Below are 23909 nucleotides of genomic sequence, written 5' to 3'. Positions count from 1 at the left end.
TCACCTCAGGCCCCGGCCGTCGCCGTGGGGGCGCAGGGCGACGAAGCGGCGGTCGTCGCGGCTCCACGCTGTCGCGGGCGCCCAGCCGGCGGCGGTGGCGTGGCGGATGAGGGCGGTGGGGCCGACCCGGGTCCAGGGGAAGGCGGCGCCGTGGGCGCCGGTGCCGTCGTGCAGCCGGACGGGGGTGCGTTCGTCGAGGTCGTCCGCAAGGCCGACGGGGGCCGCTTCGACGATCAGGGTGCCGTGGGAATGGACGAGTTGCCGTACCCGGCTGAGCAGGGCACCGGGGTCACCGCCGATGCCGATGTTGCCGTCGATGAGCAGTGCGGTGCGCCAGTGGCCCTCTTGGGGCAGCGGCTCGAAGACCGATCGCAGCAGCGCGGCGCCGCCGGCGGCGCGGGTGCGGCGGACCGCCTCGGTGCTGACGTCGATGCCGAGAGCGGGGCGGCTCCCCTCGGCGAGGGCGGTGACCATCCGCCCGGGTCCGCAGCCGATGTCGAGAGTGGCACCGCGGCATGCGGCCAGCACGGTGCGGTCGGCGTCATCGGGTCCCGCGCACCAGCGTTCGACGTCGAGGGGAAGCAGCCAGCCGTCGGCCCGGTGCAGGAAGAGGGGACCGTGCCCGGCCCGGAGCGCGGTGGCGTACGGGTCCGCGGTGGACCACGCGCGGGTCTCGGGGACGGTGAGCGAGACGGTCACCGCACCCCCGCCGAGGCCAGGCCCGTGACCAGCGCGGCGAAGCGGCCGGCCGGGGCGTCAGCGGCGACGAGCCGTGCGTCACGTGCGGTGTCCACGTCCCGCAGCTCGGGCAGGTCCCGCACGCTCAGGCCCGCGGCGATGAGGCGGTCGCGCTGTGCCGTACCGGTGTGCGGCGTCGACATCGGCACCCCGAGGACCAGCCCGGGATCCGGCCGGGTCAGTCCGAGGGCCCAGAACCCGCCGTCCGTGGCGGGCCCGAACCAGGCGTCCGCGCCGTCCCCCGGGCCCGGTTCCAGTGCGGGACCCAACAGCTCAGGGGTGACCTGCGGGGTGTCCATGCCGATGAGCAGCGCCGGCCCCCGGCACAGGGAGAAAGCTGCCGCGATCCGTTCGTCGAGGCCGCCGGCCGCCTGGGGAACGACCTCGATCCCTGCCGGCAGCCAGTCGCCGGGGGCACCGTCCAGGACCAGGATCCGCCGCCGCGCGGAGCTCGCCGCCACGGTGGCCAGGGTGTCGGCGAGGGCGGCTTCGGCGAGGGCGGCCGCCTGCACCGGGGTGTACGGAGGGGTGAGCCGTGTTTTGACCCGGCCGGGCCGGGGTTCCTTGGCGATCACCAGAAGTGTCGTCATCGTGCGTCCACCAGGTCACCGGCCGGGCGCGGGGGAGCGGCCAGCACGGCTCGCATGTCCCGTACCGCGTGCCAGGTCCCGCGCCAGGTGCCGGTGACCTTGGACCGGCCGGTACGCGGGTGGTAGACCACGTCCCGCTCGGCGATCCGCCAGCCCGCGTCGGCGGCCAGGACCACCGTCTCCAGCGGATAACCGCTTCGGCGGTCCGTCATTCCGAGCCCCAGCAAGGCCTCTCGCCGGGCCGCCCGCAGCGGTCCGAGGTCGCGCAGCCGCAGGCCCGTCCGGCGCCGCAGCATCCGGGCGAGCGCGACATTGCCGGCCCGGGCATGCGGCGGAAAAGCGCCGGGAGCCACCGGGCGGCGGCGCCCGAGCACCAGGTCGGCGTCACCCGACACGAGCTGGGCGACGAAGCCGGGGAGCAGTCCGGGGTCAAGGGACCCGTCGCAGTCGCAGAAGCAGACGAACTCGGCGTCGGCGGCGAGCAGGCCGGCGTGGCACGCGGCGCCGAAGCCGCGCCGTGGCTCCGGGACGACGGTCGCCCCGAGGTCCGCCGCGATCCGGGCGGACCCGTCGGTCGAGCCGTTGTCCACGACGACGGCCCGCCATCCGGCGGGGATCCGTCCGAGTACCCAGGGCAGGGCACCGGCTTCGTCGAGGCAGGGGAGGACGACATCAACTGCGGTGGGGGTCACGGTCGTTCCAGGGGGTCGGGAAGGGCGGGGGAGCGGACAGCTCGGGGCACGCGGGCGGTCAGCGCTGGGGAGCACGGGCGAACTCCGTGACGCCCTCGGCGAAGCCCACGCCGGGGCGCCAGCCGAGTTCGGTGCGCAGCCTTTCGGACGAGGCGGTGATGTGCCGCACGTCGCCGAGGCGGAACTCGCCGGTGATCTCCGGGGCCGGGCCACCGCTCGCGGCGGAGAGCGCGGTGGCCATCTCCCCGACGGTGTGCGGGTTCCCGCTGCCCACGTTGTAGGCGCGCAGGGTGCCCGCCGGGCGAGTGGCGAGCGTTTCCAGGGCTACGACGTTGGCTGCCGCCACGTCGCTGACGTGGACGAAGTCGCGGCGCTGGCCGCCGTCCTCGAAGACCTGCGGGGCGTCGCCGCGGGCGAGCGCGGACCGGAAGAAGGACGCGACCCCGGCGTACGGGGTGTCCCGCGGCATGCCGGGCCCGTACACGTTGTGATAGCGCAGCGCCACGGCCCGGCCGCCGGTGGCCCGGGCCCACGAGGAGGCCAGGTGTTCCTGGGCGAGCTTGGTCGCCGCGTAGACATTGCGCGGATCGGCCGGCGCGTCCTCGTCGACCAGGCCCGGCGCCAGCTCGGCGCCGCACAGCGGGCAGGCCGGCTCGAAGCGCCCGGCACCGAGATCGCCGGCCGCGCGGGGGCCGGGGGCGACCCTGCCGTGCCGTGGGCAGTCGTACCGGCCCTCGCCGTAGATGACCATGGACCCGGCGAGGACGAGGTACGGGATGTCCAGCCGGGCCATGGCGGCGAGGAGTTCGGCCGTGCCGAGGTCGTTGCAGCTGACGTACGCCGGGGTGTCGGCGATGTCCTTGCCGAGGCCGACCATGGCGGCTTGGTGGCACACCGCGTCGACGCCGCGCAGCGCCCGGGAGACGGCCGCCGCGTTCCTGATGTCCTCGTGGAAGAACGCGGCGGTTCCGGGCGGCGGCTGCGCCGGGGGAGCGGTGTGGGCGGTCGGCAGCAGGGCGTCGACGACGACCGGTTCGTGGCCGCGGGCGGCGAGGGCGGTGACGACGTGCGAGCCGATGAAGCCCGCGCCACCGGTGACGAGTACACGCATGGGGCGACCTTAGGAGCGGGTGGACACAGATGGGCGTTCGCCAAGCCTTCGCCATGGGTTCGTAAGGATTTACCCACCGCTTTCCGCTGCCGGGGTCCGCGGGCGTCTCCAGACGCGCAGGGCGAGCAGTGCGGCCGACAGGGCGAAGAGCGCGGCGCTGATCAGCAGCCACCGCTGCCGGAAAACCCCAGGTGTCAGGCCGGTCGCGTAGTGGTACGTCGGACCCGAGTCCTGCGAGATCAGCGGCCAGTACACCAGGAGCAGGAGCAGCGACAGGAAGGCCGGCACCCTGATGTGGTTCACGACCGCGATCCTGACCGCGGACCGCGGACGTCCGGCGCGTACCGTCTTGTGCAGCAGCCAGTCGGTCCCCCCGTACAACGGGACCAGCACGAGGTCGTGGATGACGGCGGCGCCGACGACCCATTGGACGATGCCCCACCAGTCGCCCGTCAGCAGCCGGGCCAGGGCGTAGCCGCACAGGGCGAAGGAGGCCAGCAGCGTGACCAGGTGCGGGGGCGTCCCGCCGTACACGGTGCGGAACAGCCGTTTCATGCCTTCTCCCCGAAGTCCGTTGCCTCGAAGTCCGTTGCCCCGAAGGTGAGTTGACGCACCCACTTGGTGTTCATCACGCCCGGCGCGCCGGGCACGACGATGCGCGCCGGGTATCCGTGGTCGGGGGAGAGCGGTGCGCCGTTGACCCGCAGTGCGAGCAGGGAGCGGCCGTCCCGGACCTGGTTGGCGCGCAGCGCCACGGCGCGGAACGAGCCGGCGAGCTGCAGCGACTCGACGAACACCCCCGGCACATCGGTGTGGTGTCCTACGAGGGCTGCCAGGTCGCGCAGCCGTATCCCTTCCCAGTGCTGGTTCTCCGTCGACCAGCCTTCGACGCAGGCGATGGGCAGCGCCGAGGTCCGCTGGGCGAGTTGCCGGAGTTGCCCGAGCGTCAGCCGCACGGTGAGACCGTTGCCCCGCACGGTCAGCTGCCAGTTGTCGCCGGTGTCCTGAGCCCTGATGTGCGAGGCCGCCGCGGTCTTGTTGACCGGGAAGCCGTTGGGCCCGCTGCCGGGATCGCGGCCGTGCGGTGCGAGCAGGGCGGTCTGCCGTAGCGGTCCGCCGATGCTCTGGCCCGCGGTGACCACGAGAAGCACGAGGGAACCGAGGCCCACCATGCCCAGGGCCCCGCGCCGCGACATCGTCGGGTCGGCCGGATGCGACGGCACCAGCCCGCTGTCGTCGGCCGGTTCCGGGCGGGTGCGCGAGGTCGGGGTGCGCAGTTCGGCGCGGAAGTCCCGGCTGCGCAGCGCCCGTACCGCTCTGGGCAGTCGCAGCGCCACATGGGCGATGACCGCGCCGACGAACACCCAGGCGCCGTAGAAGTGCAGCGGGTAGAACGAGCCGGGGAAGATGTAGTCGAGCTGCGCGTTGAGGATGCCGGTGGTGAACTCGAACAGCCCGCCGCCGACCAGCAGCAGCAACGAGAGCCGGTCCAGGGCGTGGGCCACCGATCTCACCGGCGGCAGCACGAACAGCTTGGGCACCACCGACCAGAGCTTGGCCAGCAGCACCGGCACCAGCACGATCCCGAGGGTGACGTGGAGGCCCTGACTGAGGCGGTAGAGCCAGTACGGGTGCGTCGGCCAGGAGAAGAGGTAGAAGCCGAGGAGACCTTTGTCCGGGGTCTTGTCGTTGACGTGCGACAGATCCGGGTTGTACGCGGCGTACGACAGCAGGCCGGTGACGAACACGACCGGAATGCCGATGAGCAGCACCAGGCCGAACACCGACGTCAGCCACGGTCCGCGCAGGGGGCTGCGGAAGGGACTGCGGAAGGGGCCGCGGAGGGGGCGCGGAGGGACTTTCATGCCAGCCGACCCTAGGGGCGGCCGGGCGCACCGCCGGCGGATCAACTCATGACGAAAGTCTGACGTCCGGCCGGAGCGTGGCTGTCCGCGGCCCGCGCGTGCCTAGGGTGCGGCAGGTGAGCCTTTCGCCTTCGTCCCTCCACCACGCGGGACAGCCCACCCCTCCCGGCCGTGCTCCGGCTGCTCCGGCCGCCGGACGACGGGACCTCGTCGCGGGTGGCGCGGCGCTTGCCTTCTTCCTGGTCATGGTCGCTATCGGCGCGTACATCCAGCGGGACGGCTTCGCTCTGCGCTCCCCGTTCCCGCCGCTCGAAGCGTGGTGGCGCCCGCATGCCGGGGTCGGGACACCGCTCGCGGTGAGCGTGGGGGTGCTGCTGGCCGGGTACGGACCGGCCCTGGCGTCACGTCTGAGGTGGGGGACACTTCTCGCGGCGGCGTGGGCGGCGGCGATGGCCTGGACGTGGTCGCTGGCACTGATCGACGGCTGGCAGCGCGGCATCGCCGGCCGGCTGACCGTGGACGGTGAATACCTGACGCAGCTGCGGCGGTTCGACCACCTCGGTCCGGCGCTGCACGGCTTCACCGGGCACATCCTGATCAACTCCCCGCAGCACTGGACCACCCACATCGCAGGCCACCCCGCAGGCGCCGTGCTCACCTTCGTCGGCCTGGACCGGATCGGTCTCGGCGGGGGCGCCTTCGCCGCGGCCTTCGTGATGACGGCGGGCACGTCGCTGGTCATGGCCGTCCTGCTGACACTGCGCATTCTCACCGGTGAGGAACGCGCCCGGAGCGCCGCTCCCTTCCTCGTGCTCGCCCCCGGCGCGGTGTGGGTGGGTGTCTCGGCCGACGGCTACTTCGCCGCGGTCGCCGCCTGGTCGCTCGCCCTGCTCGCCGTCGCGGCCACCCGCACGTCCCGCTTCACGACCGGGTTGGCCGGGCTCGGCAGCGGACTGCTGCTGGGCGCCGCGGTCTACTTGTCGTACGGACTGGCGCTGCTCGTGATCCCCGCGGCCGTGGTCCTGGTGTGCGCCAGGACGGTGCGGCCCGTGCCGTACGCCGTCCTCGGGGCCGCCGCCGTCGCCGCGGCCTTCACCGCGGCGGGATTCGACTGGTGGGAGGCGTACGGCCTCCTGCGGACCCGGTACTACCAGGGATACGGCGGCATCCGCCCGTACAGCTACTGGTTCTTCGGCGACCTCGCCACCGTCACGGCAGCGGCCGGCCTGGCGTCGATGGCCGGCCTGCGCCGGGTGCTCGCCGCCATGCCCGGGGCCGCCCGGGACTGGTGGGGGCGGCGCGAACCGCGGGCGGCGGCAGCGGTGCTGCTGCCGTGCGGTTTCCTGCTGGCGATCCTCGCGGCGGACCTGTCCGGGATGAGCAAGGCGGAGACCGAACGGATCTGGCTGCCGTTCACGCTCTGGCTGCCGGCCGCCGCTGCCTTCCTCCCCCGGCGGGACCACCGCTCCTGGCTCGGCGCCCAGGTACTGGCCGCTCTGCTGCTCAACCACCTGCTGCTGACCGGATGGTGAGACCCCCGGAGGGGCGGTGGACGCGGGACTCAGCGGTGCTTCAGCCGGTGGGTGCCGGCCGCTACGGCGCCGGCGATCGTTCCCGCGCCCGCCCAGGCGAGAACCGGGTGACGGGCCGGCCGGGTCTGCGGTGACCCCGGGTGGGACCGGTCGGCGGCGTTGACCCACGATACGCAGCGGCGCTGCCTTTCCGTTGCCCCAGGAAGTCCCGGGAAGTCCCCAGGAAGCACGGTCCGGCCGCCACAGACTCTCGGTTGACCGGCCCGGCGAGACCGGAAACCCGGCCAGGCGAGCCCCGGCGGCGACCGGACGGACGCGAGTAGGCACTGATCCGGCGGGCAGGCGGACACCGTCGGTCGTACGGGCCCCATGGGGCACGGAGGCCGGCGGGACCGTACAGAAGGTCCTGCGGACCGTACGGAACGGACCGTAGAGACCCGTCAGGAAAGACCCGTCAGGAAGGGCGGACACCATGCCCCGAGGATCCAGCGCGAAGCGGGAACGCCAGTACGAGCACATCAAGGACAGCGCCGAGGACCGCGGTGCGTCGTCCAAGCGCGCGAAGGAGATCGCCGCGCGGACGGTGAACAAGGAGCGCGCCCGTTCGGGCGAGTCGCGTACCGCGAGCCGCTCGTCGACGAAGGACATGTCCTCCTCAAAGCGCGGCGGGCAGCGTTCCCACTCGGGACCCGGCGGCCCGACCAAGGAGCAGCTGTACAACGAGGCCCGGCAGCGCAACATCAAGGGCCGCTCGACCATGACGAAGGCAGAGCTGACCAAGGCGCTCGGCCGCTGACGAAGCGCCCCGGAAACGGTGCGCCGTCCGGCAGTCCGGGCCGGCCGGCGAGCCGCGGTGTCCGGGTGCCCGGGAGAGGCGCGCGCATGACCATGACCGCGCAGGGCGGCGCCCACGTCGAGTCGTCCGACTCGTTCCCGGGCGGCGACAGCCGGCTGTTCGTGCGGTTCGGCGGGGACGACCAGGAAGACGTCGAACGGCAGGCGCACGACCTCCTCCGCGGTCCGGGCCGCTCGCCGGACGACGAGGACATCAAGCGGTTGTCCGGGCAGTTCCTCACCTTCTCCGAACTGCTGCTGCGGCATGCCCCGGAAGGCCGGCAGCCGCCCGCGCCGACCCGGGCGGCCACCGTGCAGACGCACTGCCATCAGCACGTGGTCACCGCGTTCGACGCCGGCCGGCCTCCCGGAGAAGGCCGAAGCCCGGCCCGCACCTCCCGGCAGGGGGCGGCGCGCCTGGCGACCGGCGTCGCCGCTGTCACCGCGGCGGGGGCCGTCGCCGCGGCGGTGACAGCCCTGGTGCGCCGGCTCCGGCGCTGAGCCGCCGCCGCACGCCGCAGCGCCGCAACGCACGCCGCAGCGCCGCACGCCGCGAACCGTCCGCACATGAGAGGAAGAACCACCGTGTCGATGAAGGTGTCCGACCACGTACTCCAGCGCCTGCGCGAATGGGACGTCGACCATGTCTTCGCCTACGCCGGCGACGGCATCAACGGCCTGCTCGCCGCCTGGGGCCGAGCCGACAACAAACCCATGTTCGTCCAGGCCCGGCACGAGGAGATGGCCGCCTTCGAAGCGGTCGGCTACGCCAAGTTCTCCGGCAAGGCCGGGGTCTGCGCGGCCACGTCGGGTCCCGGCGCCATCCACCTGCTCAACGGCCTGTACGACGCCAAGCTCGACCACGTGCCCGTGGTCGCCATCGTCGGCCAGACCAACCGCAGTGCCATGGGCGGCAGTTACCAGCAGGAGGTCGACCTGCTGAGCCTGTACAAGGACGTGGCGTCCGACTTCTGCGAGATGGTGACCGTCCCCGAGCAGCTGCCGAACGTCATCGACCGGGCGATGCGCACCGCCTACGCCAAACGCACCGTCACGGCCGTGATCATCCCCGCCGATGTGCAGGAACTCGACTACTCCCCGCCCACCCACGCCTTCAAGATGGTCCCCTCCAGCCTCGGCATGTCGCGGTCGGAGCCGGTGCCCTCCGCGCCGGACCTGCGGCGGGCCGCCGAGATCCTCAACGCGGGGGAGAAGGTGGCGATCCTCGTCGGCCAGGGCGCGCGCGGCGCCCGCGCCGAGGTGGAGCAGATCGCCGGCCTCCTCGGTGCGGGAGTGGCCAAGGCGCTGCTCGGCAAGGACGTCCTGTCCGACGAACTGCCGTACGTCACCGGCTCCATCGGGCTGCTCGGCACCCGTCCCTCGTACGAGCTGATGCAGGGCTGCGACACGCTGCTGGTGATCGGGTCCAGTTTCCCGTACACCCAGTTCCTGCCCGGCCTCGACCAGGCCCGGGCGGTGCAGATCGACATCGACCCCTTCATGATCGGCCTGCGCTACCCCTTCGAGGTCAACCTCGTCGGCGACGCGGCCGCGACCCTCCGGGCGCTGCTGCCGCGACTGGAGCAGAAGAAGCACGGCGCGTGGCGGAAGAAGATCGAGCAGGACACCGCGCGGTGGTGGGAGGTCATGCAGCGGCGTGCCGCGGTCGACGCGGACCCGATCAACCCCGAGTACGTCGTGCACGCCCTCGACGACCTGCTGCCCGATGACGTCATCCTCGCCGCGGACGCCGGGTCCTCGGCCAACTGGTACGCCCGTCACCTGCGGATGCGCGGGAACATGCGCGGCTCCCTGTCCGGGACACTCGCCACCATGGGCCCGGGTGTGCCCTACGTCATCGGCGCGAAGTTCGCCCACCCCGGCCGGCCCGCGATCGCCCTGGTCGGTGACGGTGCCATGCAGATGAACGGCATGGCCGAGCTGATCACCGCCGCCAAGTACTGGCGGGACTGGCAGGACCCGCGGCTGATCGTGGCGGTCCTGAACAACCAGGACCTCAACCAGGTCACCTGGGAGATGCGCGCGATGGGGGGCGCCCCGCAGTTCCTTCCCTCGCAGGCCCTGCCGGACGTCCCGTACGCGGACTTCGCCCGCTCCATCGGACTGGCCGGGGTCCGGGTCGAGAAGCCCGGCGAGGTGCTGGACGCCTGGCATCAGGCACTGGCCGCCGACCGCCCCTTCGTCGTCGACTTCCGTACCGACCCCGCCGTACCGCCGATCCCGCCCCACGCCTCCCTCGACCAGATCGAGGCAGCCGCCTCCGCGGTGCTCCACGGGGACAGCGACCGGGCCGGCATGATCCGGCAGGGCGTCAAGGCCAAGGTCCAGGAGATGCTCCCCGGCCGCCGGCACCGCGACGACCGCCCGGGCGCCGAGGACTGAGACCCCGAGCCGTGAGCCGCCCCGGCCGTCCGCGAGCATCCCGCCCGGGCCGTCCCCGGGCTCCCGGCCCCGGACGCACCCGCGGCCGACGAGCCGATACCCGGGCGGGCGGTGCGCAACCCCGCCCGCCCGGGCGCCGGCGCTGCGCGAGCGGGCCGCCGGGCGGTACCGGCGCAGCGGGCACTGACGGTTCAGCCGCGGCGGCGCGAAGCCCGGCGGCACGATTCCGGCCGGGGTGCTGCGGGCAGTTGACGGGCCGCCTCCGGGACCTGAAAGCGCCGCTCGGGTTGCGCTCTCCGTGGGGTGAGCAAGACTGATTCCCGACACTATGCGGCATGAAGAACGGATATATCCCTTGTGTCGGGTACAGTGCGCTGGGCTGCCCCGTCCGAGAGCGCCACCGTTACCCGCGCGAGCCGTGCTCGTAGGTCCCTCATTCAGGCAGTGCCCTCTTTCTTGTCCCGGGCACGGCCCTGCCCCGCGGGAGCGGCGGCAGCCACGGCAAAAGGAGCCCTCGTGACAACAGTGATCGAACACGTGCTGAACCGGCTGCGGGACATCGGCGTGAAGCACGTCTTCGGTGTCCCCGGCGACTTCGCGTTCCCCATCGATGACGGTATCGCCAACCATCCGGATGTGGCGTGGGTCGGCAGCTGCAATGAGCTCAACGCCGCCTACAGCGCGGACGGCTACGCCCGTGTGCACGGCGTCGGCGCGGTGTGCAGCACCTACGGTGTCGGGGAGCTGAGCGCGATCAACGGCATCGCGGGCGCCTACACCGAGCACCTGCCGGTGTTCCACCTGGTCGGGATGCCGGCGATGCCGGTCCAGGCGCACCACTCGATCGTCCACCACACCCTGGGCAACGGCGAGTTCAACCTGTTCCAGAAGATGTCGGAGTCCGTGGTGTGCGCCGGCGCGATCATGACCCCGCAGAACACCGCGGCCGAGACCGAGCGCCTGATCGCGGCTGCTCTCTACCACCGCCGCCCGGTCTATATGGCCTTCCCGTCCGACCTGGCGACGATGCCGGTGGTCGGTACGGCCCAGCCGATCCCCGCCCCGGCCAGCGACCCCGCGCAGGTGGATGCCGCCGTGCAGGCGATCAGCGACATGCTCGGGAAGGCCGGGAGTGCGTGTGTGCTGCCCGGCATCCTCGTCTCCCGCGCGGAACTCGGCGACGATCTCCAGCGGCTCCTGGACGCCACCGGGCTGCCGTTCGCGACGATGTTCTCGGACAAGGGGGTCCTGGAGGAGGGCCAGCCCTCGTTCGTGGGCATGTACGACGGCAAGCTCCTCAACGAGGGGGTACGCCGCTTCGTCGAGGACGGCGACGTCGTCATCCTGGCCGGCACCCTGATGAACGACTTCAACACCGGGGCGTTCACCGCGCACCTCGACCCGGGCCGCACGATCGACATCCGGCACCACCATGTGAGCGTCGACGGCATGACCTACCAGAGCGTGGAGATGAAGGACCTCTTCAGCGCTCTCGCGGACAAGCTGCCCCGCAAGCAGTGGCCCCGCCCGGCCGCGGAAGCCACCCGGCTCGCCACGGCCGGCGGCCACGGCGACGACCCCATCACCGCCGAGACCCTCTACCCGCGGTGGGAGAGGTTCCTCAAGCCCAACGACATCGTGGTCGCCGAGACCGGGACGGCATCCATGGGCATGGCGTTCTACCGGCTGCCGAAGGGTGCCACCTTCCAGAACCAGACGCTGTGGGGCTCGATCGGCTGGGCCACCCCGGCCGCTGTCGGCGCCGCCATGGCCGCCCGGGACGACCAGCGCGTGGTGCTGATCACCGGCGAGGGATCCCACCAGCTCACAGCGCAGGAGATCAGCCAGTTCGGACGTAACGGACAGCACCCGATGGTGTTCGTCCTCAACAACAACGGCTACCTCATCGAGCGCATGCTGTGCGCGAACCCCGACATCTCGTACAACGACCTCGCCCGCTGGCAGTACCCGAAGCTCCCCGAGGCCCTGGGCTGCAAGGACTGGTTCACCGCACGCGTGACCACCCTGGCCGAACTCGACCAGGCCATGGACGCCGCGGCGAGCGCCGGCACCGGCTGCTACATCGAGGTCGTCACCGCCACCTACGAGGTGCCCCCCTTGGTCACCCAGCTCCACGAGAACGTCGCCACCCTCTACTCCACCTGACAGGGGTGCCTGCGGGGCCCGCCCGGTCCGCGGGCACGGAGCCTGGACACGCCCCCACCCGCCACGCCAACGGAGATCACGATGCCTGACGAGGAACACCCGTCGGAGCGGTTCCGCCGATTCGCACGGACCGCGCTGGCGCACTGGAACGGCGGCCGCAGCAGCCGGCACGACGCCGAACGGGCCCGGGAGGTGTACCAGAGCTCCACCATGGGAGCCCTGATCGACGGCGTGTACGACGGAGACGTGACGGTTGGAGAGCTGCTGCGGCACGGCGACTTCGGGCTGGGCACCTTCAACCACCTGGACGGCGAGATGCTCGTCCTGGACGGCGTGTGCTACCACCTGCGCGCCGACGGTTCCGTGGAGATCGCCTCCGACAGCGACCTGTCGCCGTTCGCGGCGATGACCCACTTCAGTGCCGGGACCACGCGGGAGGTGTCCTCCCCGATGACGCGCGGCGAGGTGACCGCGCTCATCGACCGGACGGCCCGCAGCACCAACCTGATGTACGCCGTCAAGGTCACCGGCCACTTCAGCGACGTCCGCACCCGCACCGTCAAGGAGCAGAAGCAGCCGTACCCGCCGCTGACCGAAGCGGCCGCGGGCCAGGCGGAAACGGTGTTCTCGGACCTGGACGGCACCCTGGGCGGCTACCGCACACCGGACTACGAGCAGGGCATCTCGGTGGCCGGCTACCACCTGCACTTCATCGACGACTCGCACAGCCGCGGCGGCCACTGCCTGGACTTCACGCTGCAGCACGGGACGATCGAACTCACCGAGCGGTCCGAGCTGCAACTGAGCCTGCCCACCACGGAGCAGTTCCTCAACTCCGACCTGACCCCCGCCAACCTGGAGGGCCAGATCAAGCAGGCGGAAGGCGGCTGAACCGGCCCCGGTGCACCGCCGGCAGAACACAAAGGACACGACACCACCGCGGCTTCCGCATGGCGCCCACGCCCTGCGCGCCCGTCCACCCGTCGAGTGAGGCAAAGGGAATGGCTACCCAGAAAACCGAGTCAGTGCGCAGCGCCGATCGCGTTGTCGAGGGCCTTGCGGCAGGCGGCGTGAAGTACGTCTTCGCGGTTCCCGGCGGCAAGATCGACCAGGTCTACGACGCCCTGGCCGACAGTGACATCCAGGTCGTGCTCTGCCGCCACGAGCAGAACGCCGCCTTCATGGCCGCGGCCATGGGCCGGATCACCGGAACGCCCGGCGTGGTGCTCGCCACGTCCGGGCCGGGCACCTCGAACCTCGCCACCGGTCTGGTCACCGCGAACACCGAAGGCGATCCCGTGGTGGCCCTGTGCGGGGCGGTGCCCCGGGCAAGCCTGCTGAAGCGGACCCACCAGTCCATGAACGCCGAGGCCCTCCTGACGTCCGTCACCAAGTTCGCGGGGACGGTCAACGACCCGGACAACGTACCGGAAGTAGTGGCCAACGCCCTGCGTGCCGCCGCGACAGAGCCCCGCGGCGCGGCCGCGATCGTCCTTCCCAACGACGTCATGGCCGCTCCCACCGCGAAGCAGGCCGCCCGGTCGCTGCCGATCGGCGAGATGGGAGCCGCGCCGGGCGCCGACATCGAGCGGGCCGTCCAGGTGATCCGCTCGGCCCGGCGACCGGTACTTCTGGCGGGGGTGCGCGGCGCCGACCCGGCCGCCTGCGCCGCGGTGCGCGCCCTGCTGAGCGCCACGCCCGGCCTGCCCGTCGTGGAGACCTTCCAGGCGGCCGGCGTCGTCTCCCGGGAACTCGAAGAGCACTACCTGGGACGCGTCGGCCTGTTCAGGAACCAGCCCGGTGACGAGATCCTCGGCAGCGCCGACGTCGTGGTCACCATCGGCTACGACCCGGTGGAGTACGACCCCGGCCTGTGGAACGTGAGCAGTCCACAGATCATTCACATCGACACCATCCCGGCCCAGATCGACAACCACTACAAGCCGGCACTGGAACTGCGCGGCGACGTCGCCGCGACCGTGAAGGAGATCGCCACCGCGCTGAAGGGGCTGTCCATCAGCAAGGACTACGCCTCCGACCTCGCCGGCCAGCGGCGCGCCCTCCAGGAGATCGACGATGTCGCCCGGCGGGGCGCCCACGGGCCGAGCGGCATGAACCCGGCCGCTCTCGTCCTCCACCTGCGCGACCACCTCGACGACGACGCGACAGTCACCAGCGACGTCGGCTCCAACTACATCTACATGACCCGGCATTTCCGTGCCTGGGAGCCGCGCCACCTGCTCTTCAGCAACGGCCAGCAGTCCCTGGGCGTCGGCCTGCCGTGGGCGATCGCCGCAGCCCTGGCCCGCCCGGGCAAGCAGATCGTCTCGATCTCCGGCGACGGCGGCTTCCTCTACTCGTCCATGGAACTGGACACCGCCGTCCGGCTCGGACTGACCTTCACCCACATCATCATGCGCGACAACTCCTACGACATGGTGAAGTTCCAGCAGGTCCTGAAATTCGGCCGGCAGTTCGGCGTCGACCTCGGGGACCTGGACATCGTCACCTACGCCGCCTCATTCGGAGCCCACGGCCACCGAGTCCGGACCCCCGAGGAATTCGGCCCCGCACTGACCGCGGCTCTCGCCGAGCCCGGACCCTCCGTCGTCGACGTCATGGTCGACTACACCCACAACACCGCCCTCTACTCCGAACTCATCGACGACCCCTTCGAGTGAGCACGGGTATCGACGAGCACCCGGCTGTTCCTGATCGCTACGCCCGCTGCGGGTGAACGTCCGCGGCTTCGACGACCGCCTCGGCGAGCGCGGCGGGCCGGGACAGGTTGCAGCGCCACCGGGACGGCGTTGTCCCGGGTACAGGTCACGTACGCGTGCGGGACACGGCCGTAACGCCATGCGGTGACGGTCAGTTCTTCTCCGGGCAGGTGCTGTAGAAGGCCGCCGACACCCCGTTCACCGGTGCGAGCGCGGATACGTGGACCAGCCCGCTCACGAGTTCCGGCGCGCGTTCCGCCGGCGCGGTGGCGACGGCCAGGACCGGTGACGGCTCGGTGGCGAACGCCTCCGCGTCGAACGGCCGCGCCCGCTGGGCGCGCGGTGCCCGCCCCCACAGCCCATGTCTACCGGACGCGAGTGCGCGTCGCCGCACACGTGGTGACCCGCGGCGCCGAATAGTTCCGGAGCGGAGCCTCCGTGCCGGACGGCGGTTCCTGCTGGTGCCGCGGCCGTCCCTGAACAATCTGCTCGCCGATACCGTCGGCCCGGACCGGATACGCCTGGCAGTCCACGCGACCGGCTTCACCGAGCACGACACGCACGTGGCGGTGCGGTTCGCCGATGGGGAGGAACTGCACGCGGACCTGTTGATCGGCGCCGACGGGGTGCACTCCGGTGTGCGGGCCACGCTGGTGCCCGGCAGCGAAGCCGTCGAGCACGTCGGACACTATGCCTGGCGGGCGGTGCTCCCCTCCGCGGGCGAGCGGCCGGAGGGCACGGTGCTCACCATCGGCTCCGACCGGACCCGTGGCGGGTACGCACGGGTGGCGGAAGGCCGGACGATGTGGATGATCAACCAGTTCGGAGTCGGCGAACTGGTCGGCAGCAAACGGGACCGGGCGCTGCGGCGTGCCCGCAACCTGGCCGAAGCGGGATTCCACGACGACCTGCTGGAGATGATCGCCAGGACGCCCGAGGAGGCCATCCTGGAGAACCAGATCATGCTCGTGCCCGAGCTGCCCTCCTGGACCAGCGGCCGGGTCGCCCTGGTCGGGGACGCCGCGCACGGCCTGTCCCCGCACATCGCCGCCGGCGGCACGCTCGGCATCGAGGACGCCGGAGTCCTGCGTACCGAACTGGCGGCAGGACCTGACACCGCCAAAGCCCTGGTCCGCTACGAGCGCGCCCGCGCCGCCCGCTTCGAGAAGGTCCGCGCGTACTCCGCCTCGGTCGAGGACGCCGAAGGACCCGCCGAGTTCGCCGAGCGCTACGCGGCCTTCAGCCACTGGATGCTCACCACCGCGCCCACCACGTAGAACCGTGCGGGACACCGTCCTCAGCGCAGGGGCTCGCCGGGGGCACCAGGCGCGGCCGGCGGTGTCGAAGGGGTCCTTGACGCCGCGAACGGCCCCCCGTGCAGGGGCCGTTCGCGTCAAGGACCCGGAAAGCCCGGGTCAGGACAGCGGGACCAGACGTGCGCCCCCGTCGGCCTCGATCACGGTGCCGGTGAGGTTGGTGTTGGTGGCGGCGAGGGCCACCACCTCGGCGACCTCCTCGGCCGAGGCGATGTGACGGACCGGCAGGACCGCGGCCGTCCGGGCGAAGTAGTCGCGCCTGGCGTCTTCCGGCAGGCCGCTCCACCAGGGCGTGTCGACGAGCCCGGGCGACACGGCGTTCACCCGTATCGGTGCCAGCTCCGCGGCCAGCGGCTTGACCAGGGCCTCGACGGCTGCGTTGACGGCCGCGATGCCGGCGGTCCCCGGCATGGCCGCCCGAGCGCTGATGGCACTGAGCAGCGTGATCGACCCGTCCGGCGCGAGATGGGGCAGGACCGCCTGGATCGTGGTGACGTGAGCCCAGAACTTGGCCTCGAACGCCCGTCGCAGCATGGTCAGTTCCAGATCGGCCACCGCCCCCAGCCCCTCGCCTCCACTGGCCGCCAGAATCAGCCAGTCGACCGGTCCGGCCGCCTCGGCGAGCGCGCGCATCCGGTCGGGATCCCCCGCGTCGGCCCGGTGTCCGACCAGCCCGGCATCAGTGACGGCGAGGGCGCCGAGACGCTCCTGGCCGCGGCCGGTTATGTGCACGGTGGCACCGCCTGCCCGGAGTACACGTGCCGTCGCGAGCCCGATGCCGGACGTTCCCCCGACCACGAGGGCAGTGCGCTTGGACATGACATCCCCTTATTTCGAACCGCTGCGTCTCGCATTAAGCTAGCCTCCATGGTCATGGAGAAGCAACCCCCGCCGGAGTCACGTCCGGGGCGCAAGCGCAGCGAGGAGAGCCGGATGGCGATCCTGGCCGCGGCGTTCGAACTGGTCGGTGAGGTCGGCTACGCGGGCCTGACGATCGAAGGAATCGCCGGCCGCGCCGGGTGCGGCAAACAGACGATCTACCGCTGGTGGCCCTCCAGGGCCCACGTCCTCCTCGAAGCGCTCGCCGTCAAAGCCGATCTGCACATCACGAACACCGACCACGGCTCTTACGCCGACGACCTGCGGGCCTTCCTGCAGGACACCTTCCGGCTCGGCAGCCGGCAGCGCGTCGCCGACATCCTGCGCGCCCTGATGGCGGAGGCCCAGATCAACGAGGAGTTCGGCCGGCTCTTCCGCGGCGCCTTTCTGCAGCGCCGGCGCGACGCACTCCAGGTGGTCCTCGACCGGGCCTGGACACGGGGCGACCTGCCACCCCGTCCGGCCGCGTCCACGGTTCTGGACATCGTCTTCGGCACCTTGTGGTACCGCCTGCTGGCCACGCACCAGCCCATGGGCGACGACCTCGTCGAGGACCTCATGACCACCCTCGCGCAGGGGCCACACCACCCGGCCGGCACACCGATCGCCCCAGGAGACCAGCAGTGACCCGTTCCCGTACCGTCCTCATCACCGGCGCCACCGACGGCCTCGGCCTGGCGCTGGCCGAACGCCTGGCGGCCGAGGGCACCGACCTGATCCTGCACGGCCGCGACCAGGCCAGACTCGGCAGCATCGCCGACCGGTTCGCGGCCCGCGGCGCATCCAGGCCCCGCACCGTGACCGCGGACCTCGCCGACCTCGGACAGGTCCGCCGTATGGCCGCCGAGATCCGCGCGTCGGCGGACCGGCTCGACGTCCTGGTGAGCAACGCCGGCATCGGCTCAGGGCAACCGGACGGCCGCGACCGCCGCACCAGCGCCGACGGCCACGAGCTGCGCTTCGCCGTCAACTACCTCGCCGGCTTCCTGCTCACCCTCGAACTCCTGCCGCTGCTGCGCGAGTCGGCGCCGGCCCGCATCGTCAACGTCGCCTCCCTCGGCCAGCACCCGCTCGACTTCGAGGATCTGATGCTTGAGCGCGACTACGACGGCACCCGCGCCTACGGCCAGAGCAAGCTCGCCCAGATAGCCTCCGGCTTCGAACTCGCCGCGCGCCTGCCCGCCGGCGACGTCACGGTCAACAGCCTGCACCCCGCCACCTACATGCCGACCAAGATCGTCCTCGCCGAGGCCGGACACAGCATCGACACGCTGGAGGAGGGGGTGACCGCCATCCGCCGGCTCGTCGCCGATCCGGCACTCGCCGGCACCACCGGACGCTTCTACGACCGCACCCGCGACACCCGCGCCCACTCACAGGCGTACGACCGCCAGGCTCGACTGCGCCTGTGGCAGGCGAGTCTGGAACTCACCGGGGCCGACAGCCCGCTCGGTTGAAGGTCAATCGGCGGCTGATTCCAGCTTCTGCCAGATCCGGCTGATCGCGGCGATGTCCTCCTCGTCCAGGGGGTCCACGAAGTATTTCCGCACGGACGCCTCGAACGTTTCGGCGACGGCCTCAGCGTACTGACGCCCCGTCTCGGTGAAGCCGATCAGGGAGATGCGGCCGTCGTCCTGGTCGGCGCCGCGCCGCAGGTGGCCGTCGTCGATCAGGTCCTGCACCAGCCGGGAGGCCCGGGTCGGGCTGACGCTCACGAGCTGGCCGGCCAGTGCCCGCACGGGCTGGGGTTCGAGATCCTGCAGCCGGCAGAGGATCTCGAATGCGCTGAACGAGATCCGATGGCGCTCCATCAGGACGGCGTCGATACGTGCGGTCACCGTCGCATGGGTGAAGAGGAGGGCGAACCAGGCGTTCTCCTGTGCCTGCGAAATGATCGCGTGCCTGGTGGAGGGCGGTCTCATGACCCGATCCTAGCAAGATGCCCGCAGGCTTGCGTGCGCGCGCACGCATCTTCTACTGTGCGGACATGAATCGATCCGAACACGGGGCGGATGCCGTCGATCCGCACTACGAGCGCCGCTGGCTGATCCTGCTGGTGGTCCTGATCTCGCAGGTCATGATCTTGATCGACGCCACCGTCATCAATGTGGCGCTGCCCTCGGCGCAGAAGAGCCTGCACTTCTCCGATGCCGCCCGCCAGTGGGTGGTTACCGCCTACGTCCTCGCCTTCGGCAGTCTGCTCCCGCTCGGGGGGCGGCTGGCGGACCTGGTGGGACGCAAGCTCATGTTCGTCGTGGGTCTGGTGGGCTTCGGCGTGTTCTCCGCGCTCGCCGGCGCGGCCCCGGACACCGCCGTTCTGCTCATCGCCCGCACGCTGCAAGGAGTGTTCGCCGCCGCCCTGGCACCCACCGCGGTGTCGATGATCACCGTCACCTTCACGGATCCCACGGAGCGGAACAAGGCGTTCGCGGTCTTCGGCGCCGTCGGCGGCAGTGCCGGCGCGCTCGGGCTGCTGCTGGGCGGTGTGCTGACCAGTTCCCTGGACTGGCGCTGGACGATGTTCGTCAACATCGCCTTCGCCGCTGTCGCCCTGGTCGGAGCGCTCGCCCTGATGACGAACTCCGCCGACCCGCACCGGCCGCGCCTCGACCTCCCTGGTGCTCTCCTGGCGTCCGGGGGCCTGTTCCTGCTCGTCTTCGGCAGCGCCAAGGCGGAGACGGACGGCTGGAGTGCCCCTCTCACCGTGGCGTCCCTCGCCGGCGGCATCCTTCTGCTCCTGGGGTTCGTCGGTGTGGAGCGCAGGGCACCCCATCCGCTGATCCCGCTGCGCGTCGTGCTCGACAGAAATCGCGGCGCCGCCTACCTGAGCCTGCTGCTGGGCAGCGCCTCGCTCTTCGCCCTGTTCCTCTTCCTCACCTACTACTTCCAGGGAATCCTGGGCTACTCGCCCATCAGGACCGGGCTGGCGTTCCTCCCGCTGCCGGTCGGCATCGCCGTCGGAGCCACCGTGGCCCAGAGCGTCCTTCTTCCGCGCCTCACCGCACGGAGCATCATCGGCGGGGGGCTGAGCCTGTCGGCGGCAGGGGCCGCACTGCTGGCCCAGGTGGGCCTGCACGCCGAGTACGCCTCCCGCGTCCTCCCCGGTCTTGTCCTCGTCGGGGCCGGTGTCGGGGCCTACTTCGTCATCGCCACCACCATCGGCAGCGTTCCCGACGACCCGGAGGACGCCGGAACCGCCGGCAGCATGAACAACGTCAGCCAGCAGATCGGCACGGCCCTCGGCGTCGCTCTGATCAGCACCTTCGTCGCCTCGGCGACCAGCGGTTATCTCCACTCCCACGGTCCGGCCGGCCCGCTGGTCCTGGCCCGCGCCTCGGTCCATGGATACGCGGTCGGTTTCTGGTGGGGAGCGGCCGTCTTCGCGATCACCGCGGTCGTCTGCACGGCCATGATCAGGCCGAGGACGACCCTGGCCGCCACCGCCTCGCCCCCGGTGCCAGAACCCGTCTCACAGACTCTCTGAGGCGCCCGCCCCGCCCCGTGACCGGCGCATTCGAGGGGCGGGGCGGCCGGCCGCGCCCTCACGGGGGATCGCCGCCCTGGCAGTGGGGGCAGCTGACGGTCGTCCGTCCGGCGATCCTGCCGCTGCGGAGCGGCCCGTGGCACCGCGGGCACCTGGGATGCGCGTCGTTCCGGTGGCCGGTGAGCCAGGAGCGCCGGTCGGGCACGCGCCCTGCGCGCACCGAGAGGCGGAGGGTGCGGCGCATGACGGAGTGCAGAGCGCGGCTGTCGTCGTAGGTGAGCCCGTTCGCGGGACGGGCCGGATGCAGGCGGGCCCGCCAGAGGATCTCGTCGGACAGCAGGTTCCCCAGGCCGGCCAGTGCCGACTGGTCCATCAGTACGGCCTTGACCGTGGCCCGGCGCCCGGCGAGCAGGTCCCGGAAGGTCTCGCGGTCGACGGACAGTGCGTCGGGCCCCTGCCCTGCGAGGACATGCTCGACGTCCGCTGCGGAGGCGGCGAGCCACAGCCCCTGCAGTTTGCGCTGATCCCGGTAGCGCAGTCCGTGCTGCCCGCCGAGGTCGAGCCGTACCCGGTCGTAGCGGTGCGGCGGGTCGTCCGGTGCGCGGCACAGGAGCTGTCCGGTCATCCCGAAGTGCAGCAGCAGCGCCGGTCCGCCCTCGGTGCGGGCGATGAGCCATTTGCCGTGGCGCCCGGGCGCGGTGAGTCTGCGGCCCTCCAACGCGCGGCGCAGCCGCCCCGCGCTCACGCCGTGCAGCACGCCAGGGTCCGTGACCTGGACCTTTTCGATCTGCCGTCCCCGGCCGCACGAGTCCAGGATCCGGCGGAAGCCCTCGACGTCGGGCAGTTCGGGCATCGGTCCCCCTCCTTCGTGCGGGCAAGGGGCGCGAGCGTCTTGTGTGCCTCGGCGGTATGCCTTGCCCGCTTGTCCCCGCTGAAACAGAGGGCGACCGCGTGCCCTGCGGGAGGTCCGGGACGAGTGGGGGACCGGACGACGCCGCCGGAGGGCAGCCTGACCGAGGGCGTCCAGCGACCGGTCGGGTGTACGTGCGTGGCACGGTCTCATCTGCCGGATTCCCGCGTTGCCCGCCCTGTGGGCCGGGACTAGCGTGGGGATCGTGGCAACTGACGCCATCTGTCGCGGGGCACCGTGCCGCTGAGGGAAAACGTTCCCGAGTCTCCGCGGCGACCGCCCCGGGCCTGGTCGCTTCGCATCCGGTCGCATGCGGGCGGATATGGCGAAATCCCCGCGCCTGCAGGCGTCCGGAGGTCGAAATGCTCCCCACGCGACACAAGACAGCGACGATCAACGGCCAGGAAGTCTTCTACCGGGAGGCGGGCCCCGGCGACGCCCCTGTTGTGCTACTGCTGCACGGATTCCCGAGCAGTTCGCACATGTTCCGCCATCTCGTCCCCGCACTGGCCGACGACTATCACGTGATCGCCCCCGACCACATCGGATACGGTCACTCCGCCATGCCCAAGGTCGACGCGTTCGACTACACCTTCGACAATCTCGCCGGCATCACCGCCGGACTACTGGACCATCTCGGCATCCAGCGCTTTGCCGTCTATGTGCACGACTACGGGGCACCGATCGGCTGGCGCCTGGCACTCAACCCTTCCTTCGACGTCACCGCGATCATCTCGCAGAGCGGCAACGCCTACATGGAAGGCTTCGCCAAGCCCTTCTGGGACGACCTCTTCGCCTACGCCACTGCTCCCGGTCGTGACACGGAACCCGGGGCCCGGGCCAAACTCAGCCCTCGTACGACCCGTTGGCAGTACGAGAACGGCGCCCCCGACACCAGCCTGGTCAGTCCGGACACCTGGACCCTCGACCAGCTCCTGCTGGAGCGGCCGGGCAACGACGAGGTCCAGCTCGCACTCTTCCGCGACTACCCGACGAACATCGAGGGCTACCCGAAGCTGCAGGAGTACTTCCGTACCAGTCAGGTGCCGCTGCTCGCGGTCTGGGGCGAGCGGGACGAGATCTTCGGGCCGGACGGCGCCCGGGCGTTCTCCCGCGACCTGCCGGACGCGGAAGTTCATCTGCTCCCTGCGGGACACTTCGCCCTGGAGACACATCTGGACGCCATCAGCGGATACATCCACGGATTCCTCGGACGCGTCCTCACCTGACGTGTGCCGGAACCGGCGCACCGCCGCGCGGCGCCCGTCCTGGAAACGGTACGCGCGCTCGGCACGGTGGGGACACATCTGGTGATGTCGGCGGGCGCACGCCTGAGCATCGAACTCGAACTCCGCCGCGACCCGGCCGAATTGGAGAAGCTGGCGGACGTCGTGCACGACGCGCGCAATATGGGCGCCGCCATCTCCTCGGGCTCCTTCACCACGCTCGGCATGGTCGTCGTGCCCTGCTCGATGCGGACCCTCGCGGCCGTGGCGACCGGTAACTCGGACAACCTCGTGGCGCGGGCCGCCGATGTCACGCTCAAGGAACGCCGGCGGCTCGTCCTCGTCACCCGTGAGACCCCGCTGAGCTACATCCACATCGAGAACATGAGGCGGTCACGCTGGCGGGCGCCACCGTCCTGCCTCCCGTGCTGTCCTTCTAGCACCGGCCGAAGAGCCTCGACGACATGCTCCGGCAGGTGTGCGGGAAGATCCTCGACCAGTTCGGCATCGAGAACGACACCTTCGACCGCTGGACCGGCTGAACGAACCGCGAACGGCCGTGTGCCCCGGAGTCCGTGGCCGGCACGGCGGCCGGCACCGTCAGGCCGGAGGCCGGCGCGCCGGACACCGCCGAACGGGACACCGCCGCCCCGGCGGCCGACCGCTCATCCGTCCCGCGTGGCGCCGGGGTTCTCGCGGCGGGCGATGGCCTCGACCATGTCGCTGATGACGGCCTGGCCGTCGACCGAGAGGTTCACCGTCCGCAGGGCGATGGACCGGACACCCGCCTCCCGCAGGGCGCCGAGCAAGGCGATCTCCTCGTCGAGCTTGGCGCTCTGCTCGTCGTCGAAGAAGTACGCGGGCGGCACCTGGAAGAACTGGGCGAGGGCTTCGAGGTGCCGCTTGGTCGGGTTGTCCCGCTTGCCCGTGCGCAATTGCCAGAGATACGTCGTCGAGAAGCTCTCGCCGGTCGAGTCGCGGCACGCCTGAGCCACCTGCTCGTTGGTGTAGCGCTCACCGTCCGGCCGCCGGACGACGTCGAACAATCGTTCGACCTTGTCGGCGAGCGTCGCGTTGCCCCCGGTTTCATTCATTTTCGGAACCGACCCATTTTCCTTCGGCGCAGCCAGCACGTCCCTGATCCGGCGCAGGGTTCATCTCAGTTTACGGTGAGAACGCCGGGAAGAGCAGAGGGCGGGCCACGACGGCCCCCGCCCACCACGACGGCCTTGCCGCACCACGCCGCTCGTCCCGGCCGGGGGCGGCCCCCACCGCATGCGGCATGAATGTGGGTGGTGAACGCGCATGCGGCCAGGCCCTGTCGCGCGGTCAACTCGGAGTGGGCACGCGACGGCGTCTCGCTTCGGGGCGCCGCCCGGCCCGGCACGTTTCCCATGCCTGCGCCCGCGTGCCGACCCGGCGGCCGGCGGGGCGCCGACGAGG

The 23909-nt window shown here is 71.5% G+C and carries 23 protein-coding genes and 1 pseudogene; 13 read left to right on the top strand and 11 right to left on the bottom strand.

The features are described from left to right. The 6 genes from OG552_RS00565 to OG552_RS00540 all read right to left on the bottom strand — a co-directional run bounded on the left by OG552_RS00565 (nt 1) and on the right by OG552_RS00540 (nt 4996). Nucleotides 1-699 carry a class I SAM-dependent methyltransferase gene (locus OG552_RS00565; RefSeq protein ID WP_329128601.1) on the bottom strand — a complete coding sequence of 233 codons (699 nt, stop codon included), beginning with the start codon at nt 697-699 and terminating at the stop codon, nt 1-3. Continuing rightward, nucleotides 696-1328, bottom strand: coding sequence for a TIGR04282 family arsenosugar biosynthesis glycosyltransferase (locus tag OG552_RS00560; protein WP_329128600.1), 633 nt, complete (start codon nt 1326-1328; stop codon nt 696-698). Before OG552_RS00560 ends, OG552_RS00565 begins: the two co-directional genes overlap by 4 nt. Then, on the bottom strand, nt 1325-2020 hold the full coding sequence (locus tag OG552_RS00555) for a glycosyltransferase family 2 protein (protein ID WP_329128598.1): 696 nt from the start codon (nt 2018-2020) through the stop codon (nt 1325-1327). Before OG552_RS00555 ends, OG552_RS00560 begins: the two co-directional genes overlap by 4 nt. Before the next feature lie 58 nt (nt 2021-2078). Then, nucleotides 2079-3131: an NAD-dependent epimerase/dehydratase family protein gene (locus OG552_RS00550; RefSeq protein ID WP_329128596.1), complete on the bottom strand. Its 1053-nt coding sequence runs from the start codon at nt 3129-3131 to the stop codon at nt 2079-2081. 69 nt (nt 3132-3200) lie between these two features. After that, nucleotides 3201-3686, bottom strand: a complete 486-nt coding sequence (locus tag OG552_RS00545) for a hypothetical protein (protein WP_329128594.1) — start codon at nt 3684-3686, stop codon at nt 3201-3203. Continuing rightward, nucleotides 3683-4996 (bottom strand): molybdopterin-dependent oxidoreductase, encoded by a 1314-nt coding sequence (locus OG552_RS00540; RefSeq protein ID WP_329128593.1) that lies wholly within the window; start codon nt 4994-4996, stop codon nt 3683-3685. The genes OG552_RS00545 and OG552_RS00540 overlap by 4 nt, the downstream gene beginning before the upstream one ends. Nucleotides 4997-5112: 116 nt before the next feature. Between OG552_RS00540 and OG552_RS00535 the strand changes: the two genes are divergently transcribed. The 7 genes from OG552_RS00535 to alsS all read left to right on the top strand — a co-directional run bounded on the left by OG552_RS00535 (nt 5113) and on the right by alsS (nt 14612). Continuing rightward, a complete protein-coding gene (locus tag OG552_RS00535; protein WP_329128592.1) occupies nt 5113-6528 on the top strand; it encodes a hypothetical protein in 1416 nt (471 codons plus the stop codon). Nucleotides 6529-7000: 472 nt separating this feature from the next. After that, on the top strand, nt 7001-7324 hold the full coding sequence (locus OG552_RS00530) for a plasmid stabilization protein (RefSeq protein WP_329128591.1): 324 nt from the start codon (nt 7001-7003) through the stop codon (nt 7322-7324). A gap of 86 nt (nt 7325-7410) precedes the next feature. Continuing rightward, a complete protein-coding gene (locus tag OG552_RS00525) occupies nt 7411-7863 on the top strand; it encodes a hypothetical protein (RefSeq protein WP_329128589.1) in 453 nt (150 codons plus the stop codon). A 90-nt stretch (nt 7864-7953) separates the two neighbouring features. Then, nucleotides 7954-9765, top strand: a complete 1812-nt coding sequence (locus tag OG552_RS00520; protein WP_329140476.1) for a thiamine pyrophosphate-requiring protein — start codon at nt 7954-7956, stop codon at nt 9763-9765. Between the two features lie 516 nt (nt 9766-10281). Continuing rightward, the gene (locus tag OG552_RS00515; protein WP_329128586.1) at nt 10282-11931 is read left to right on the top strand and encodes an alpha-keto acid decarboxylase family protein; all 1650 of its coding nucleotides are present in this window, start codon (nt 10282-10284) and stop codon (nt 11929-11931) included. An 81-nt stretch (nt 11932-12012) separates the two neighbouring features. Next, on the top strand, nt 12013-12822 hold the full coding sequence (gene budA, locus OG552_RS00510) for an acetolactate decarboxylase (protein ID WP_329128584.1): 810 nt from the start codon (nt 12013-12015) through the stop codon (nt 12820-12822). 110 nt (nt 12823-12932) lie between these two features. Beyond that, a complete protein-coding gene (gene alsS / locus OG552_RS00505) occupies nt 12933-14612 on the top strand; it encodes an acetolactate synthase AlsS (protein ID WP_329128583.1) in 1680 nt (559 codons plus the stop codon). Nucleotides 14613-14802: 190 nt separating this feature from the next. On the opposite strand, the gene OG552_RS00500 is transcribed toward alsS, so the two are convergent. Further along, nucleotides 14803-15045, bottom strand: coding sequence for a hypothetical protein (locus tag OG552_RS00500; protein WP_329141381.1), 243 nt, complete (start codon nt 15043-15045; stop codon nt 14803-14805). Here OG552_RS00500 and OG552_RS00495 point away from each other — a divergent pair. After that, nucleotides 14948-15928 (top strand): FAD-dependent monooxygenase, encoded by a 981-nt coding sequence (locus tag OG552_RS00495; protein ID WP_329128581.1) that lies wholly within the window; start codon nt 14948-14950, stop codon nt 15926-15928. The genes OG552_RS00500 and OG552_RS00495 overlap by 98 nt on opposite strands. Before the next feature lie 138 nt (nt 15929-16066). On the opposite strand, the gene OG552_RS00490 is transcribed toward OG552_RS00495, so the two are convergent. Further along, nucleotides 16067-16786: an SDR family oxidoreductase gene (locus tag OG552_RS00490; protein WP_329128579.1), complete on the bottom strand. Its 720-nt coding sequence runs from the start codon at nt 16784-16786 to the stop codon at nt 16067-16069. Between the two features lie 54 nt (nt 16787-16840). On the opposite strand from OG552_RS00490, the gene OG552_RS00485 reads away from it, so the two are divergent. Together OG552_RS00485 and OG552_RS00480 are read left to right on the top strand one after the other, a co-directional pair. After that, the gene (locus tag OG552_RS00485; RefSeq protein ID WP_329128578.1) at nt 16841-17473 is read left to right on the top strand and encodes a TetR/AcrR family transcriptional regulator; all 633 of its coding nucleotides are present in this window, start codon (nt 16841-16843) and stop codon (nt 17471-17473) included. Then, a complete protein-coding gene (locus OG552_RS00480; protein WP_329128576.1) occupies nt 17470-18303 on the top strand; it encodes an SDR family NAD(P)-dependent oxidoreductase in 834 nt (277 codons plus the stop codon). The genes OG552_RS00485 and OG552_RS00480 overlap by 4 nt, the downstream gene beginning before the upstream one ends. 3 nt (nt 18304-18306) lie before the next feature. On the opposite strand, the gene OG552_RS00475 is transcribed toward OG552_RS00480, so the two are convergent. After that, nucleotides 18307-18768: a MarR family winged helix-turn-helix transcriptional regulator gene (locus OG552_RS00475; RefSeq protein ID WP_329128574.1), complete on the bottom strand. Its 462-nt coding sequence runs from the start codon at nt 18766-18768 to the stop codon at nt 18307-18309. A 65-nt stretch (nt 18769-18833) separates the two neighbouring features. Between OG552_RS00475 and OG552_RS00470 the strand changes: the two genes are divergently transcribed. Beyond that, the gene (locus OG552_RS00470) at nt 18834-20330 is read left to right on the top strand and encodes an MFS transporter (protein WP_329128573.1); all 1497 of its coding nucleotides are present in this window, start codon (nt 18834-18836) and stop codon (nt 20328-20330) included. Nucleotides 20331-20388: 58 nt separating this feature from the next. On the opposite strand, the gene OG552_RS00465 is transcribed toward OG552_RS00470, so the two are convergent. Then, the gene (locus OG552_RS00465; protein WP_329128570.1) at nt 20389-21183 is read right to left on the bottom strand and encodes an Fpg/Nei family DNA glycosylase; all 795 of its coding nucleotides are present in this window, start codon (nt 21181-21183) and stop codon (nt 20389-20391) included. A 419-nt stretch (nt 21184-21602) separates the two neighbouring features. Between OG552_RS00465 and OG552_RS00460 the strand changes: the two genes are divergently transcribed. Both OG552_RS00460 and OG552_RS36360 read left to right on the top strand, forming a co-directional pair. Next, nucleotides 21603-22469, top strand: coding sequence for an alpha/beta fold hydrolase (locus OG552_RS00460; RefSeq protein WP_329128569.1), 867 nt, complete (start codon nt 21603-21605; stop codon nt 22467-22469). An 84-nt stretch (nt 22470-22553) separates the two neighbouring features. Then, nucleotides 22554-22799 (top strand): annotated as a pseudogene (locus tag OG552_RS36360) (flavoprotein); the annotation flags it as partial. Between the two features lie 332 nt (nt 22800-23131). Here the strand turns inward: OG552_RS36360 and OG552_RS00455 are convergent. Then, the gene (locus tag OG552_RS00455; protein WP_329128567.1) at nt 23132-23560 is read right to left on the bottom strand and encodes a helix-turn-helix domain-containing protein; all 429 of its coding nucleotides are present in this window, start codon (nt 23558-23560) and stop codon (nt 23132-23134) included. Nucleotides 23561-23909: the final 349 nt, after the last annotated feature.

Source organism: Streptomyces sp. NBC_01476 (assembly GCF_036227265.1).
Classification (GTDB): domain Bacteria; phylum Actinomycetota; class Actinomycetes; order Streptomycetales; family Streptomycetaceae; genus Actinacidiphila.
Note: the sequence above shows the minus strand (reverse complement) of the source record. Positions and strands in the feature narration are given on the sequence as shown.

Coding starts and splice junctions, on each gene's coding strand:
- OG552_RS00560 (WP_329128600.1), bottom strand. CDS start 1,328: ATGACGACACTTCTGGTGATCGCCAAGGAACCCCGGCCCGGCCGGGTC.
- OG552_RS00550 (WP_329128596.1), bottom strand. CDS start 3,131: ATGCGTGTACTCGTCACCGGTGGCGCGGGCTTCATCGGCTCGCACGTC.
- OG552_RS00545 (WP_329128594.1), bottom strand. CDS start 3,686: ATGAAACGGCTGTTCCGCACCGTGTACGGCGGGACGCCCCCGCACCTG.
- OG552_RS00540 (WP_329128593.1), bottom strand. CDS start 4,996: ATGAAAGTCCCTCCGCGCCCCCTCCGCGGCCCCTTCCGCAGTCCCTTC.
- OG552_RS00530 (WP_329128591.1), top strand. CDS start 7,001: ATGCCCCGAGGATCCAGCGCGAAGCGGGAACGCCAGTACGAGCACATC.
- OG552_RS00525 (WP_329128589.1), top strand. CDS start 7,411: ATGACCATGACCGCGCAGGGCGGCGCCCACGTCGAGTCGTCCGACTCG.
- OG552_RS00520 (WP_329140476.1), top strand. CDS start 7,954: ATGAAGGTGTCCGACCACGTACTCCAGCGCCTGCGCGAATGGGACGTC.
- budA (WP_329128584.1), top strand. CDS start 12,013: ATGCCTGACGAGGAACACCCGTCGGAGCGGTTCCGCCGATTCGCACGG.
- alsS (WP_329128583.1), top strand. CDS start 12,933: ATGGCTACCCAGAAAACCGAGTCAGTGCGCAGCGCCGATCGCGTTGTC.
- OG552_RS00490 (WP_329128579.1), bottom strand. CDS start 16,786: ATGTCCAAGCGCACTGCCCTCGTGGTCGGGGGAACGTCCGGCATCGGG.
- OG552_RS00485 (WP_329128578.1), top strand. CDS start 16,841: ATGGAGAAGCAACCCCCGCCGGAGTCACGTCCGGGGCGCAAGCGCAGC.
- OG552_RS00475 (WP_329128574.1), bottom strand. CDS start 18,768: ATGAGACCGCCCTCCACCAGGCACGCGATCATTTCGCAGGCACAGGAG.
- OG552_RS00470 (WP_329128573.1), top strand. CDS start 18,834: ATGAATCGATCCGAACACGGGGCGGATGCCGTCGATCCGCACTACGAG.
- OG552_RS00465 (WP_329128570.1), bottom strand. CDS start 21,183: ATGCCCGAACTGCCCGACGTCGAGGGCTTCCGCCGGATCCTGGACTCG.
- OG552_RS00460 (WP_329128569.1), top strand. CDS start 21,603: ATGCTCCCCACGCGACACAAGACAGCGACGATCAACGGCCAGGAAGTC.
- OG552_RS00455 (WP_329128567.1), bottom strand. CDS start 23,560: ATGAATGAAACCGGGGGCAACGCGACGCTCGCCGACAAGGTCGAACGA.